Annotated in this window: 11 protein-coding genes; 4 read left to right on the forward strand and 7 right to left on the reverse strand. The window is 36.8% G+C overall.

Annotated features, from left to right (window positions below; translation table 11 throughout):
- Window positions 1-2 precede the first annotated feature (2 nt).
- Together celB and MKY00_RS26210 are read right to left on the reverse strand one after the other, a co-directional pair.
- Window positions 3-1,304, reverse strand: a complete 1,302-nt coding sequence (gene celB, locus MKY00_RS26205) for a PTS cellobiose transporter subunit IIC (RefSeq protein ID WP_016718940.1) — start codon at window positions 1,302-1,304, stop codon at window positions 3-5.
- 14 nt (window positions 1,305-1,318) lie between these two features.
- A complete protein-coding gene (locus MKY00_RS26210; RefSeq protein WP_001023538.1) occupies window positions 1,319-1,621 on the reverse strand; it encodes a PTS sugar transporter subunit IIB in 303 nt (100 codons plus the stop codon).
- 224 nt (window positions 1,622-1,845) lie between these two features.
- Between MKY00_RS26210 and MKY00_RS26215 the strand changes: the two genes are divergently transcribed.
- From MKY00_RS26215 to MKY00_RS26225, 3 genes are all read left to right on the forward strand, one after another.
- The gene (locus MKY00_RS26215) at window positions 1,846-3,063 is read left to right on the forward strand and encodes a dicarboxylate/amino acid:cation symporter (protein WP_016718941.1); all 1,218 of its coding nucleotides are present in this window, start codon (window positions 1,846-1,848) and stop codon (window positions 3,061-3,063) included.
- A gap of 207 nt (window positions 3,064-3,270) precedes the next feature.
- Entirely contained in the window at window positions 3,271-4,428 is a 1,158-nt protein-coding gene (locus tag MKY00_RS26220; RefSeq protein WP_016718942.1) for an acyltransferase, read from the forward strand.
- 42 nt (window positions 4,429-4,470) lie between these two features.
- Entirely contained in the window at window positions 4,471-4,851 is a 381-nt protein-coding gene (locus MKY00_RS26225; RefSeq protein WP_000609844.1) for a VOC family protein, read from the forward strand.
- 53 nt (window positions 4,852-4,904) lie between these two features.
- Here the strand turns inward: MKY00_RS26225 and MKY00_RS26230 are convergent, their stop codons facing one another.
- The 5 genes from MKY00_RS26230 to MKY00_RS26250 all read right to left on the reverse strand — a co-directional run bounded on the left by MKY00_RS26230 (window position 4,905) and on the right by MKY00_RS26250 (window position 14,427).
- Window positions 4,905-5,723 (reverse strand): class C sortase, encoded by an 819-nt coding sequence (locus MKY00_RS26230; RefSeq protein WP_016718943.1) that lies wholly within the window; start codon window positions 5,721-5,723, stop codon window positions 4,905-4,907.
- A gap of 118 nt (window positions 5,724-5,841) precedes the next feature.
- A complete protein-coding gene (locus MKY00_RS26235; RefSeq protein WP_016718944.1) occupies window positions 5,842-7,536 on the reverse strand; it encodes a SpaH/EbpB family LPXTG-anchored major pilin in 1,695 nt (564 codons plus the stop codon).
- A 23-nt stretch (window positions 7,537-7,559) separates the two neighbouring features.
- The gene (locus tag MKY00_RS26240; protein WP_016718945.1) at window positions 7,560-10,487 is read right to left on the reverse strand and encodes an isopeptide-forming domain-containing fimbrial protein; all 2,928 of its coding nucleotides are present in this window, start codon (window positions 10,485-10,487) and stop codon (window positions 7,560-7,562) included.
- A 661-nt stretch (window positions 10,488-11,148) separates the two neighbouring features.
- Window positions 11,149-12,308, reverse strand: a protein-coding gene (locus MKY00_RS26245; RefSeq protein ID WP_085966782.1) for an IS3 family transposase whose coding sequence is annotated in 2 segments (ribosomal slippage) — window positions 11,149-12,050 and window positions 12,050-12,308 — 1,161 coding nt in all. Because the reading frame shifts where the segments join, the coding sequence is not laid out codon by codon here.
- Between the two features lie 118 nt (window positions 12,309-12,426).
- The gene (locus MKY00_RS26250; protein ID WP_016718948.1) at window positions 12,427-14,427 is read right to left on the reverse strand and encodes a YhgE/Pip domain-containing protein; all 2,001 of its coding nucleotides are present in this window, start codon (window positions 14,425-14,427) and stop codon (window positions 12,427-12,429) included.
- 135 nt (window positions 14,428-14,562) lie between these two features.
- Here MKY00_RS26250 and MKY00_RS26255 point away from each other — a divergent pair, with 135 nt between their 5' ends.
- Window positions 14,563-15,447: a LysR family transcriptional regulator gene (locus MKY00_RS26255; protein ID WP_000421935.1), complete on the forward strand. Its 885-nt coding sequence runs from the start codon at window positions 14,563-14,565 to the stop codon at window positions 15,445-15,447.
- Window positions 15,448-15,456: the final 9 nt, after the last annotated feature.

The following is a 15,456-nucleotide window of genomic DNA, read 5'->3' on the forward strand; positions in this document are numbered from 1 at the left end:
CTCTACTCCCCCTTTTCTTCCGCTATTTTTTGTTTATCCCATATTTTTAAGAACGGTAAATATATGACGAACGCTAGTGCAAAGTTAACGAGTTGCAAAATCACACCTGAAATTTTGCCACCCGAGCCTAAATATCCACTAAATAGAATTGGTGTCGTCCATGTTACAGCAGCACCACTCGGGCGAGCTACCAATCCCCATTCCATTGCGAAATAAGAAACAATTGTTAATACAACAGGAACTACTATAAATGGAATAAGTAAAAGTGGATTCATGACAATTGGCATACCGAAAGTTACCATTTCATTAATGTTAAAGATACCAGGTGCAATTGACAATCGTCCTAAACTTTTTAATTGCTGACTTCGTGCAAACAATAACATTCCGACAACTAAGGCTAATGTTGCACCAGAACCGCCCATATAAATCCATAAATCAAAAAACTGTGCAGTAATCGTGTTCGGTACATCTTGGCCCGCTTGAAAAGCAATCCGGTTCTGATCCATTAACGATAACCAAATCGGGCTCATTACACCGCCCACAATTGTAGCTCCATGAATTCCACACGCCCAAAGGACATGAACGAGAATAACCGCTATAACTGCTCCCCAAAGACTAGCACCAAGTATACTCAGCGGTTCTTGCAGTAGCTTCCCTACAACATTATGAATGCTTCCGAAAGTTGTGTGTTCAAAAATCAATCTAATGATCCAAACAACTGTCACAACAATAAACCCAGGAATAAGCGCTGCAAATGAACGCGTTACTGCCGGTGGAACTGTCTCAGGCATTTTTATAATCATCTTTTTTTGTACAAGAAATCGGTATATTTCAGTAGATATAATTGCAATAATCATCGCTACAAATAAACCTTGGCTTCCCATTAATGCCGCTGGAATTACTCCATCTACCAGTATACTTTCTTTCGTACCCGGCATGATATATGCAACTTGAAATGGAGTTGCAAGTAAAAATGTCACAAGCGACAATGCCCCGGATGCTAAAGCGTCCACTTTATAATATTCCCCAAGCCTGTAAGCGATTCCAAAAACAGCTATTAAAGCCATTATATTAAAAGTTGCACTAACTGGATACCCTAATGCTACGTTCCAGTTTTTCCCGAACAAACTCGCCATGAATTCACTATACCCAGGGATTGGTAATGTACTAATAATAAGAAAAATTGATCCTATAATTAAGAACGGCATCGTCAATACAAGTCCATCACGAATTGCTAGCAAATGCCTCTGCTCTGCAACCTTTCCTGCTATCGGCATTACATATTTCTCTAAAAACCGTATCATCTATCCCACTCTCCTCATGGTTTCATTGACAAAGCTGCTTGCAAGATAGCTTCTCCATTACAAAGTCCGTAATGGACGGATTGAATGACATCAACAGGTACTCCTTTCTCCTTACATAATTCTTTCATTTTCGGTAATAAATAACGTACTTGCGGTCCAAGTAAAAGTACATCGGCTTTATCAATATGGCTATTTACTTCAGAACCTGATACAGCCCAAATCTTTACCTCTATCCCTTTTGCCTCTGCTGCTTTCTCCATTTTTGTAACAATCAAACTGGAAGACATTCCCGCTGCACAGCAAAGTAAAATATTCATCCCTTTTCCCTCCCCCTTTTTCCAAACCTAAGTTACGGCGCATCCCTTACCACAACTAGGTTACAAATATATATGTCTAGATTTCCTGCTGTATGCCGAGCTTAAAAACAAAAATTTCTCGGTTTTCACGCTATTCCATCTATCCGTATTCTCCTAGTAAAGAGGGCTCTAACTCGCTATAATAATTCAGTATGATTTTTTATAATTGATAGGAGGATATATTTATGAAGGCATATCGCTTTCCACTTATTTTATTATCTTCTATCCTAATTGGTGGTTTCATTGGTTATTTCATGGGTGCCGATGCAGTTGCTTTAAAGCCGCTTGGTGACATTTTCTTAAACTTAATGTTTACGATTGTTGTACCTCTAGTGTTCTTTAGCATCGCGTCATCTATTGCTAATATGGATGGATTAAAACGTTTCGGTAAAATTATGTCTAGTATGGCTGGGACTTTCTTATTTACAAGTATTTTAGCTGCTATTTTTATGATTATTGTCGTGAAAATATTCCCTCCAGCACAAGGTGTTGTATTAGAACTAACCCAACCTGACAAAGCTGAAAAAGCAGTTAGTGTTGCAGATCAAATCGTCGGTATTCTAACAGTATCTGACTTCTCGAAGTTACTATCTCGTGAAAATATGTTAGCTCTTATTTTCTTCTCTATCTTAATGGGAGTTGCAACTTCAGCAGTTGGTGAAAAAGGAAAACCATTCGCTACATTCTTACAAGCTGGTGCAGAAATTTCAATGAAAGTCGTATCTTTCATTATGTACTACGCTCCAATCGGACTTGCTGCTTACTTCGCAGCATTAGTTGGTGAATTCGGACCACAGCTTCTTGGAACTTACTTCCGAGCAGCAATGGTATACTATCCAGCGTCTCTTATTTACTTCTTTGTATTCTTTACGTTCTATGCATACCTTGCAGGTCGCAAGCAAGGTGTACAAGTATTTTGGAAGAACATGGTCTCTCCTACTGTTACATCTCTTGCAACTTGTAGTAGTGCCGCAAGTATTCCAGCGAACTTAGAAGCAACGAAGAAAATGGGTATCTCTTCTGACGTTCGTGAAACAGTTGTCCTTCTTGGATCTACACTTCATAAAGACGGCTCTGTTTTAGGCGGCGTATTAAAAATTGCTTTCTTATTCGGTATTTTCAACATGGAATTCGAAGGACCGAAAACATTAGCAATCGCACTTGTTGTTTCTCTATTAGTAGGAACAGTAATGGGCGCTATTCCAGGCGGCGGTATGATTGGTGAAATGTTAATCGTTTCTTTATATGGCTTCCCACCAGAAGCATTACCAATTATCGCAGCGATTAGTACAATCATCGATCCTCCTGCAACGATGTTAAACGTAACAGCAGATAACGCTTGTGCCGTAATGACAGCTCGCCTTGTAGAAGGTAAGAACTGGATCAAAAACAAATTTGCTTAATAAATAGAAAGAGGATGCTCGTTTTGAGCATCCTCTTTTTGTCATTATTTGTTGATAAGTCGATATTCCTTGTCGAAACGTCGATATATTGAAAAAATCGTCGATATAATCTATTCCGCCACAAATTTGTTAAAACCTTCACAAATATTCCACATCCATTATTCATTCTCCGTACTATAATCATGTATGGAAAAGGAGATGGACATTATGACTCAAAGCGCACCTGAATTTAAAGTTTTGCAAAGCATTGCATTCCTTGCGGTCGTTTTGCAAAGTTCCTTATTATATACAATGAATCAAGGAAATGTCTTACTTGAGCAATCTCTCATTATGGGCATGCTATTTAACCTTGCAAAATTTTCAGCACCTGCATTCATATTTATCGTCGGCTTCCACTTAATTCGTCACTATACAAAGCAATTAGTATACAAAGAATATATTTCTGAAAAAGCCGCACATTTACTCATTCCTTATTTCTTCTGGTCTGTTCTTTACTTATTAACAACAAACGATATGATTACACTACAAAGCGGAATAAAAAGTTTATTACTCGGAACAGCCGCACCTCATCTTTGGTACGTGATTATGATGTTTCAAATTCACCTACTGTTCCCTTTGCTGTGCACACTATTTTATTGGTTTCAAAAACGAACAGAAAATAAAAAAGACATATATAAATATATGACCATCTTTGCTTCTCTATATTTCCTCTTAATGTGGTATTCTTCGCACTACATTTTTAATGGAGAGAAATTGACTAGCTCAACCATTTTACATTATACAGATCGTTCCTTCTTCTTCTATTCGTTCTATTTCGTCATGGGAGGAATCGCTGCTGTCGCACTAAAAGCGTGGCGTACATTTGTCATAAAACATATTCCGCTTATTACAATCTTATTTTTCGTCTTATTTTTATTCATCAATTATGAGTTATTTAGTTTTTACGGAGCAAACTCTATTCATTTAACCGTTTCGACTTATTTAAAACCGTCTATGTTTTTATATATCGTATGCGAAATTATCATACTTTACGTGCTATCTATTACAATCGTACAGCGACGCGGTTTCTTATATAAAGCTTTACGATTTATCGGGAATTACACGTATGGTGCTTATTTAGCTCACTTTTTCTTCTTGCAACTATGTACAAAGTTTCTTTCTTTATTCACACTGCAAGAAAACACAATATTATATAGCTTATTATTATTTACAATAACAGCCACAATCTCGATTTCAACAATGGTCATATGCAGTACACTACCATTTCATACATGGATTACAGGACCTTCTCCTAGGGCAAATATGAAATGGGCTAAGATTGCACTTCGGAAAAATCACGAAAAGGTATTCAAACCATATCTTTGATATAATAGAATTCCATAAAAGAAAAGAAAGTAGGACACACCTATGATTAATCAAATTGGACAAATTATGCTATATGTAAATAATCAAGATGAAGCAGTACAATTTTGGACTGAGACAGTAGGATTCCAAATTATTGCGGAAGAAAATAACGGACAAGGTTTTCGCTGGATTGAAATTGCGCCGTCAAAAGAAGCAGGCACAAGCATCGTCCTTCACGATAAAGAGTTAATTGCAAAAATGCAACCTGAATTAAACTTACATACACCTTCACTTATGTTCTTCTCTAACAACTTAGATCAACTGTATAAAGATCTTTCTGAGAAAAATGTTACTGTTGGACAAGTTGTAGATTTACCTACTGGCAGAGCTTTTAACTTCGCTGATAACGAAAACAATTACTTTGCGGTAATGGAACGCAAATAATAGGCCAAAAAATGGTTCTCCTTTCATACATATACATTGAAAGGAGAACCATTTTATATTTTCTCTATAGTTTTACGCTTCTTTCTTCTATATAAAGCAATTAGAAATGCACCTACAATGATAGCACCTGCTCCTATCATTCGTTTATCTACTCCAACAACTTCCTTAATCTCTCCTTTTTCCTTTTCGTCATATGGAACACGGTGTCCTCGAACGAGTAACCTATGCGTGTTTACACCATATGGCGTACATGTAATTAGTGTCACATAATCCTGACTTTCAGCTACCGTTAAATCATCCGTTTCTTCTGGTAGCACTACTTTAATTTGATCTACTTTATATGCTAATACTTTATCTAAAGAATGAATATAAAAAATATCCTCTTCTTTTAATTTATCCAAATCTGTAAATAATACAGCAGATGGCAACCCCCTATGTCCAGTCAAAATAGAATGTGTTCCTTCTCCGCCAACTGGCAAAGAGGAATTCTCTATATGACCTACCCCTCTACTTAAAACATCCTCAGACGTTCCATGATATATAGGAAGCTTCACATTAATTTTAGGAATTTCTACATAGCCCATTACTTCTCCTACATTCAACATATCTACGTAAGAACTGGAATTTCCACTCTTATCGGAACGAAATGGATCTGTAACGGTCTGTCTCTCCTGTTGTAGTTTCTCATTGTACTCTTTCGCTTCTTTTTCTTTACGTTTAATTTCTTCCCTTTGCAGCTCTTTCACCTTTTTGTCATATGTACTTACTTCAGAATAATGCGCTCTTGTCGCTAACCAATTACTCACCGTCGGGTATAAAAAAATACTAAGTCCTACTAAAAAGATGCATCCAAAAATAATATTACGTTTCATAATATACCCCTTTATTATGCATATGTAGTTCCATTTATCCCGCTATTTACCGGGCAGTAAATAACGAAAAGAGGAAGATGTTCTTTCTCCCTCTTTTCTCCCTATACTCGTACGCTTATTAAGCTTTTCTTCTTAAGAACATAAACGCTGCGCCCATTAATACAAGGCCAACTACTGTGAAGAGGATTGTCCCAATTCCACCTGTTGCAGGAAGGATCCAGCCACTCTTATTATTTTCTACAGTTAATTTCACCGTTTGGTTATCCTTATCAATCTTAACTTTAATTGGCTCTCTTAATTTTTGATAAGATTTCACTTCACCTTTATCAGTATACTTCGGTGCTTCAATTTCGACGATTTCGTATTCACCGTAAGGGATGTTGTCCCAATTAATAATCCCATCTTTATCAGATACACCGACAACGTCAACACCTTTTACTTTTACGACTTTACTATCTTTTCGTAATTCAAATTTCGCACCTTCTAAAGCATCTTTAGTTGCACCGTCAATTTTTTTCAATGAAATTTTACCATCAGTTACGATAACCTTTACAGGAGGTGTTGTTGTTTCATCGTCTGGTGGTGTTACTTTATCACCAGTTTCATAATCGATCTTTGCTATATTTTCTATTACTGTTCCACCGTTAATATCTCCATTTACTTTCGCCTTGATTTGCAAATGTAGTTCTTTTTTATCTTTTAACGCTGCAAAATTCTCTACAGTCACTGTCACTAATTGACCTGCAGCAGTCTTTTCACCTAACGTTACTTTTACAACATCAGAAGATACTTTTTCACCATCAATTGTAACAACTGGTGTACCGATAATTGTTAATCTTGAATCCACGTTATCTGTTATTACGTATTTCTTGTACAGATGAATATCACCTGGTAGTTTCGTTTTAATGTCGTATGTGAATTCTTCATCTACGTTAATTGGTAAACCATTTAAATTACCGTTAATCTTCTTATCAATTGTCGGTTTTTTATAGTTTATAATTTTATCTAGTTTTACAATTTCCCCATAGCCTGCTTGACCGTCTTTAGGGAATGCACCTGATTTTTCAACTTTAAATTCATATTTTTTAGGATCTAAAACATACCCTTCTAGTGCTTTTGACTCTTTGAAATAATATTCTCCATACAATAAACCGTCAACGCGGATTTTACCATCCTTATCTGTCTTTAGATTCTTTAATTCTTTTCCTGCTTTATCTACTACTACTTTATCAGTCCCTTTATGATATAGTGTGAACTCTACATCTTTTAATGGTTTACCTGCATCGTCTACTTTCGTTAATTCTACTGCTCCACGCTTGATTTCATTTTTTGGATAAATATGAACGTCGTAGTTTAATTTTTTACCTTCTTTATCAGTCATTGGGATATCAATTGTATATGGCTCTGTATTTATATTTACGTTATCTGGACCGCTAACTTCTTTCACTAAGTAACGACCGATTGGAAGGTCCTTAAAAGTTACTGTACCATCTTCACCTGTTACGTCGCTAATAGGTGTTGCATTGTCAACTTTCTCAACAGCTTCTTTTACAATTTCTCCATTTCTTTCAATCACTTTAAAAGTTGCAACTTTTACAACTTCATACTCTACTCCTTTTATCGGTGTTGCCCCTTCAGGAACTTTCTGACCAGGTTCACCAGTTCCTGCTTCACCTTGTTGTCCATCTTTTTCATGCGCATACTTATGAATTGTTAAAGACCCTTTTGTCGGAACCTCATTTGCAGCAAATGCACTTGGCAGCGTTGAAAGCATTAATATAAATGCTAAAACCATACTAAATACCTTTTTCATACTCGTATTGCCCCCTTTATATTTTATAAATTACTGTCCCCTTTTCGGAAATAGAGAAATAGCGTTAACACAATGAGTAATGTGCTAAATAAGTAAATGAGATTTGTTCCAAACCCTCCTGTATTCGGAATGACCCATTCACTCTTGTTGTTCTCTACTTTCAACTTTTGCAAAGGTGATGTAAGTTCTACATGAATTGATTCCTTCAAGATCATGTAACCTGTCGGTGCTTTTATTTCTTTAATTTCATATTTACCGAATACTAGCGGTTCAGAAATTGCTTTTCCACTTTCATCGGTTACTAATTTTCCGACTACATTTCCATCTTTATCGATAATTTGAAACTCTGCATTTTTCAGTTTCAACGTATGATCCTTTGCATCTACTTTTTCAATTTCAATTTTCCCTGACGGAGGAGGTTCCACTGCTATTTCTACTGATGGTTTTTGTGGAGAAATATTATCTCCTTTTACCGTACCTACGTTCAGTATTTTTTTATCTTCATAACCATCTTTTATCTTCACTTGAAATACGATTGTATGCCATTCGGTATCTTGAATGTCTCCGAGTTTCCCTATTACTTTTCCAGCCTTATAATGACCACTGTCAGTATCTTCGGCATCCGTTACTATATTGCCATCCACCCGAATTGATCCTGGTACATATTCCACACCTTCTGGCAATTGGTCTTCTACTAAAGAATTTTTTATGATGCTATCTTTGACTGTATTACGAACCTTAATCGTATATTCAATCGTATCTTTTACTTCATACTTCTTACCTTGTTGTAAGTTCTTTACTTCTTTCACTGATTCCACTTTCGGATTCTTATAATCTACTTTTACTAGTTTTTCAGGTTCCTGCGGTGTAATGTTCTCTCCTGTTACCTTCGCTTTATTTACTATTTCTTTCCCTGCTTGATTCGTTTTCACTTTCACATGGAACACTACTGTATGCCACTCTGTATCTCGAATATCTCCAAACTTCCCGGTTATTTTTCCAGTCTTATAATGGCCACTATCCCCATCTTCTGCATCTGTGACAACCTTCCCATCTATTCGAATCGTCCCTGGCACATATTCCACACCTTCTGGTAATGGATCCTCAATAATAGCATTGTTTATCACGCTACTCGCTACGTTATTACGCATTTTCACTGTATATTCAATCGTATCTCCGACTTCATATATGCTCTTACCTTGCTGTAAGTTCTTTGCTTCTTTTACCGTTTCTAGCTTTGGATCTTTCGGTTCTATTACAATAGATTTCTCTGGTTCTTGCGGTGTAATATTCTCACCTGTTATTTTTCCTATGTTACGAATCGTTTTATCTAACTGATCCAATTTTACTTTCGCTTGGAAGGTAACTGTATGCCATCCTGTATCTGTAATATCACCTAAATTCCCAATCACTTTACCTATCGTATAGTGGCCGCTATCTTGATCTACAGCGTCCGTCACCGCTTTTCCATCTACTTTAATGGTCCCTGGTACATAATCTACCCCGTTTGGTAATGAATCTTCTATTACAATCTTTTTCGCGATGCTATTCTCAATTTTGTTACGCATTTTAACTGTGTATTCAATTGTATCTCCGACCTCGTACTTACTCTTACCTTGTACATTTTTCACTTCTTTAACCGACTCTATTTCAGGGTTTCTTGCAATAACCTCGTTTACAACTTCATTGGAGTTTGTATATTCTTTTGAGCCCTTCAACAAGTTGCCATAATCTATTCTTGCCTTATTCGTAACTTGTTTTCCAATATAACTTGGTAAAGCCCTTACTTTAAATTGAACTGTAATTCCATTTGGATCCTCTTCTGTATTTTGTACGTCGCCTAATTTAACAGTGACTTTTTTGTCTTTATAAAAGCCTGCATCATTATCTTCTGCATCTGTTATAGCTTTTTCGGTTCCATCAGCTTTTAGTTTTATGGAGCCCGGTACATATTCTGTTCCATCTGGAATCATGTCAGTGAACATTGCTTCACCAGCAACATCTCCGCCGTGGTTTTTAACGTTCACTGTATACGTCAACTCATCTCCCGCATACACTTTCCCTTCTGGACTTACAGATTTTGTTGCCGTAACACAAGGTTCTGTTCCTAGGAAAATATCATCTAGGAAATTTCCTACTGATAGGACATTTCCGTATGTTTTGACAGCCTCAAAACCAAATCGAGTTAACGTTTGACCTGCTGGAACTGTATAAGTCCCGCTATAGCGACCCCACGCTTTATTATCATCTTCCATCGTTTGAATAGTAGGTAAGGAAGTAATATTCGCACTTGCTGATCCGATACGAACTCGCATCGTATCTTTCCCATCTCTTCCCCTATGAGCTAATCTCCAATAAATCGTTTGCCCTGGAGTCGTTTTCACATCTTGATATAACATTCCAGGTTCCCTTGCATTTAGTTCGGCAAATTGCTCTCCTTCTGCTGGAAGTGGTGAAGGCAATGGTATTCTATCTCTCGTTCTCCAAATTTCGATTACTTTATAGCGATCTGTCGTTCTCCAGCCCTCTACATTATCTTGATCAATAAAGAAGTCTTTCGTTATCCTTGGCTTTTCAAATCCACCATTTTTAAGTACAACTCTATTTTGCTGAACGCACGTGTTATCTACTAAACTTGCTGGTGCAATATCTTTTATCCAGGAAGACGTCCCAATCCGTTCCTCTCCAACCTCTACAGGAATATCCTTTGCTACATTCTGCTCATAAGATGGACCTGGATCAAAATCTTTCGCAGCTTCTGGATTTGGCTGCTCTTTTACAGAATCTATCTCTATATCTTTCGGTTGTTCTGTTATAGAGTCTGTCTCCGCATGCATCGTCATGTTGTCAATAAAACTGATAGGTATATCCGCGAACACTAATAAAAGCATCAACAGTACTAAAAAGGTTTTTTGTCTTCTTAGCTTCTTTTTTCGCCTCCATATGTTCATATACGATATCCCACTCCTCCCCAGACTTCTTGACTTATTACTACGGCATTTGCATTGTACTTTCCATGTCAAACAGGAAAATTAATTTACATCATTAAGAGTGAGGATCGGTAGTTTCCAAAGAAATGGTTCATCATTATACGTATAAGAAAATTTACTGAATGATTATCCAGTAAAAAGTCCAAACAAACCAACATATAAAGTGAAACTTTAATCAGCCCTCACCAATCGGGCTTTTATGAGCATCAGCCCGCCCCCCACCTAACTTCTTTGCTTTCGCTGAATTTTGAAATGGGGGTCTTACTGCCCATTAAAGTGGGATAAACTATGTATGCCTCCTCTTCCTTTCTTAAAAACATTTGAATACCTTTCCTATCATGTAAAACAATGCCAATATTTAATTTGTACGTTCATTATATTTATTTCAAAAAAACTTTTCCATAATATTCTAACAATTGGCATAGTCCAATTTTAGAATATTCAAAATACTTAAAGCGCATATATATAGAAAAACAAATTAAACACTCTCACTATGCACCCCTTCTCTTATATAGGAACTGGTGTATAAAAAAATAATGCAATACTCTTTTTGCTACAAGCAAAATAAAAAGAAGTCATCCCTGGTCATCTCCCTGTCAAGTAGACAGTCATAAAAAGAGTATTATGCCACGGCCTTTTCCCGATATTCTATCGGGGAAAGGCCGTGAAGTTTTTCTTGGAACCTTTCTGTATTATAGAATTGAATGTATTCTTGAATTGTTTGATAAGCCATTTCATACGTTTTTGGACGCACTAAATACAACTTCTCTGTTTTTAAATGTGAGAAGAATGATTCAATACATGCATTATCAAAACAGTTTCCACGTCTAGAATGACTACCGATAAATCCTAATCTTTCTAACTGCTTTGCGTAAGACTTTGATGTATATTGAAACCCTTGATCTGAATGTAAAAGTGGCTTAGTAGATAAAGATTTCCCCTCTAGTTGTTGTAATGTAGTTAAAACCAAATCTAAATCATTTCTTCGAGACAACTTCCAAGCAACGATTTCATTGTTATATAGATCTAACACAGCTGACAAATACGCGAACTGATCTCCAATTCGTACATAAGTAATATCCGTCACATACTTTTGATTTTGTTTGTCCGCTTGAAATTCTCGATTCAAATGATTGTTAAATATCACCGATGTTTTTCTTCCGTAAAATGGACGTTTTTTCCGGATAATAGATTGAATGCCTAACTCCCTCATGAGACGACGAACACGTTTATGATTCATTACCATTCCTTCTCGAGCTAAAGCACGGGTCATACGTTTATATCCATAATAAGGGTGCTGACGATGAATAGATAAAATATGTTCTTTATGCCACATATCCCTTTTTTGATGTAAACGATGCACGTTATGATATTTTCGCCATTTATAGTATCCAGCCTTAGACACTTCTGCAATTTGAAATAACCATTTGAGTGGGTATGTTTGGCGTAGTGAATCGATAAGAGAAAATCGTTCTTTCTTTAAGACCATTCCTTCCCGTGTAGATTTGGATTGCGCTTTTTTAAATATTCAACCTGCGCCTTCAAATATGCATTTTCTTCTTCAAGACTATTAAAATTCTTACGATTCCAAGCACCACGTTGATCATCAAATGACTGCCCTTGTTGAGAGCGTTTTACCCATTCTATAATTTGTGCATCGCTCTTTATACCAAGGTGTTCACGAATTTCCCGTAATGATTTTCCTTCTTCTATTCGAAGACGAACTGCTTCTCGCTTTAGTTCTTCTGTATATTTTTGAAATGATTGTCCCTTTCTTGCCATAAAAAAATCCCCTCCAGATAAAACAGTATTGAGTCCATCATACCAGATGGACTCTTTTTTTACTGTCTACCTAAAGGGGATAATACCACCCCAAAAAATCGGATAACTTCTTTTTATTTTAAGAAACTTGTTCGGCATTCGTTTCCCTATGTTGTATATGGCTCGTAATCCAAGCAATTCCACCAGCAACAACGAGATAGCATAACAATATTAAAATTTGCATTTGTAATTGCGACCAATCTCCTAAAGAAATCACATCTTGCAATCCTCTAAGAGAATGGGACATTGGGAGAAATTGTCCAATCTTGCTAAGAACAGCTATATTTAATTCTCCTGGGAAAGTACCACCGCTCGTCGCTAATTGCAAGACGAGAAGCGTTACCGCTAAGAACTTTCCAACAAGACCAAACACCGTTACTAACATAAGAATAAACGTCATGAACGTAAAGGAAATCACGATACTTGATAATACAAAGAGCGGCACACTTGCAACTTCTAATTTCATAACTCCTAGCACAACCACATCCACAAGTAATGCTTGAATAAGTCCAATTACATATACCAATCCTAGTTTATTAATAAAATGTACCGTTCCGCTTACCTTCATATTTTGTCTACGGCCAAGCGGTAAAATATTTGATGCCATAATTCCGCCAACATAAAATGCAAGCGATAAGAAATATGGTGCAATACCCGAACCGTAATTAGGCACGTCAGAAACTGTTGACTTCACTAATTGAACCGGCTCTGAGAACATCGTATTGCGTGCATCATCATTGCGAACATCCGCTATCTTCTCTGCGCCCTCTCCCAATTTCGTAGAAAGTTCTTTCGCACCATCGTCAAGTTTAACAAGTCCGTTCGTTAACTGATCAGCACCATGATTCAGTTCTGTTCCCCCGCTCGCAAGTTGATTGACACCTTCTTGTAATGATGTAAATCCAGTTCCCCATTTCGTAAATCCACTAGCTAAATTTGTAGCACCATCTGCTATCTTTTTCGTTCCAGCAGTAGCTTCATTTAACTTAACTCCGAATGTATTCATACCTTCTTCAACCTTATGCTGACCATCTGCAAGCTTCTGTGCACCTTGTGTCAATTGTTTCTGACTATTATTTAAAGTGTTTGTTGCTTGAGCTAATCCATTAGAAGTAGCGATAATCTTTTGAAAAGCAGGATCTTGCTGCACCTCTGGATGACTTTTCACGTACTCTTCTAATTGTTGTTTTACACTATTTGCTGCATTGTCCGCTTTCGCTTGTCCTTCAGCCAGTTTCTCACTTCCGTTCACCCATTCATTTGTACCAGCACTTAATTCACTAATCCCTGATTGTAAGTGTTTTTCACCTTGCGTCAATAACTCCATACCGCTATGAAGTGAGGTTGCTCCTTGACTTAGCTCATTCGCTCCATCAGTTAAGGCTGATTTGCTAGAAGCAAGTTTTTCACTTCCCTCTTTCACTTTTGATGTCCCGTCACTTAAACGATGAATACCATCTGCAAGCTGATTTGCCCCATTTCTTGCATCTGTCGTTCCTTCATGTAACTTCCCAGCACCATTACTTGCATCACTCAACCCTTGTGCTAAGTCTTGAAACTTTGAAAAGACACCTTCTGTATAAGATTTCGTAATACTATTTGAAATTTTTGTTTTCATATTTTCAACAGCTGTCGTTCCAATTTGCGCTGCTACAAAGTTTTTACCCGGATTTACTTTGTACTGCAATTGTGCTGGTTCTGGTTTCTCATCCATAAGTGTACTTACCTTTTTAGAGAAATCGGCTGGAATCGTAACAACCATATAGTACTTATCTTCTTTTAGCCCTTCCTCAGCATTTTTTTCTGATACGAAATGAAAAGCCAGTTCCTTATTCTCTTTTAAATTTTTTACAAAATCGTCTCCTGCATGAATTATTTTCTCATCCATTGCAGCACCTTTATCTAAATTTACAATCGCAACAGGTAATTTATCTAATTTTCCGTATGGATCCCAATATCCAGCTAAAAAGAACCCTGAATAAATTAAAGGAACGATTAACAAAAAAATTAAAGCGATACGCCCATGTTTATGGTGCCACATCGCTTTCCAATCTTTAAATACAAGTTGAATTCCTTTCATGAAACATACTCCTTCTCCGAATTTAACACCGTTAGAATGGTTTAACAGATTTACTATACACGTCCATTTTCATACTGTATAATACATCTTTAATTATCAATCCATTCCTTTTGGTCTATAGAAAGGAGAGTCAAAATGGAACTTCTTCAACTAAAATACTTTCAAACAGTTGCACGATTAGAGCATATGACAAAAGCGGCTGAAGAATTGCATATCGCACAGCCTTCGCTCAGCAAAACAATTGCTAGATTAGAAAAGGACTTAGGCGTTCCATTATTTGACCGCCAAGGGCGACAAATTACATTAAACTCTTTCGGGAAAGTATTTTTAAAACGAGTAGAGCGCATTTTTCATGAATTAAGTGAAGGCGAACGAGAAATTAAAGATTTAGCTAACTTACAACAAAGCTCTATTACGCTGGCTGTTTCTATTCCAAGAATATTACCAGAACTACTCGGTTCTTTTTTACTACAACATCCTAACGTTCGATTCCAACAGTTTCTCGCATCTACTCCTTCTATGAAACGACAACTAGATAATATAGAAATTGACTTTTGCATTTCTTCTGTGCCAATTGAAGGCGAAGAGATTATTTGGGAACCACTTATTACAGAAGAAATTTTCTTAGTCGTCCCTTCAGGGCACCGTTTATCAGAACGTGAAAGTGTATATCTGCATGAAGTAAAGGACGAACCGTTTATTAGTATGAACACTGGTTATGGATTTCGGCACTTAACAGATGAATTTTGTAAAGAAGCTGGCTTCACTCCACATATCGCTTTTGAAGTAGATGAACCAACCGTGATTAGCGACCTGATTAAGCAAGGCCTCGGCATCGCTTTCGTCCCAAGTTTAACTTTATTAAAGAACTCTACTTTAGCATTAAATAAGTTACGTATTATTGAACCAAATTGTGAGCGAACGATTGGCTTAAGCTGGTCAAAAAAACGTTACTTATCGAAAACTGCCCAGCAATTCCGTGAATTCGTGATTGATTACTTCTCCAATATTAGGACTTAAAATGATATC

It is taken from the genome of Bacillus sp. FSL R9-9834 (assembly GCF_038006905.1).
GTDB classification, from domain to species: domain Bacteria; phylum Bacillota; class Bacilli; order Bacillales; family Bacillaceae_G; genus Bacillus_A; species Bacillus_A pacificus.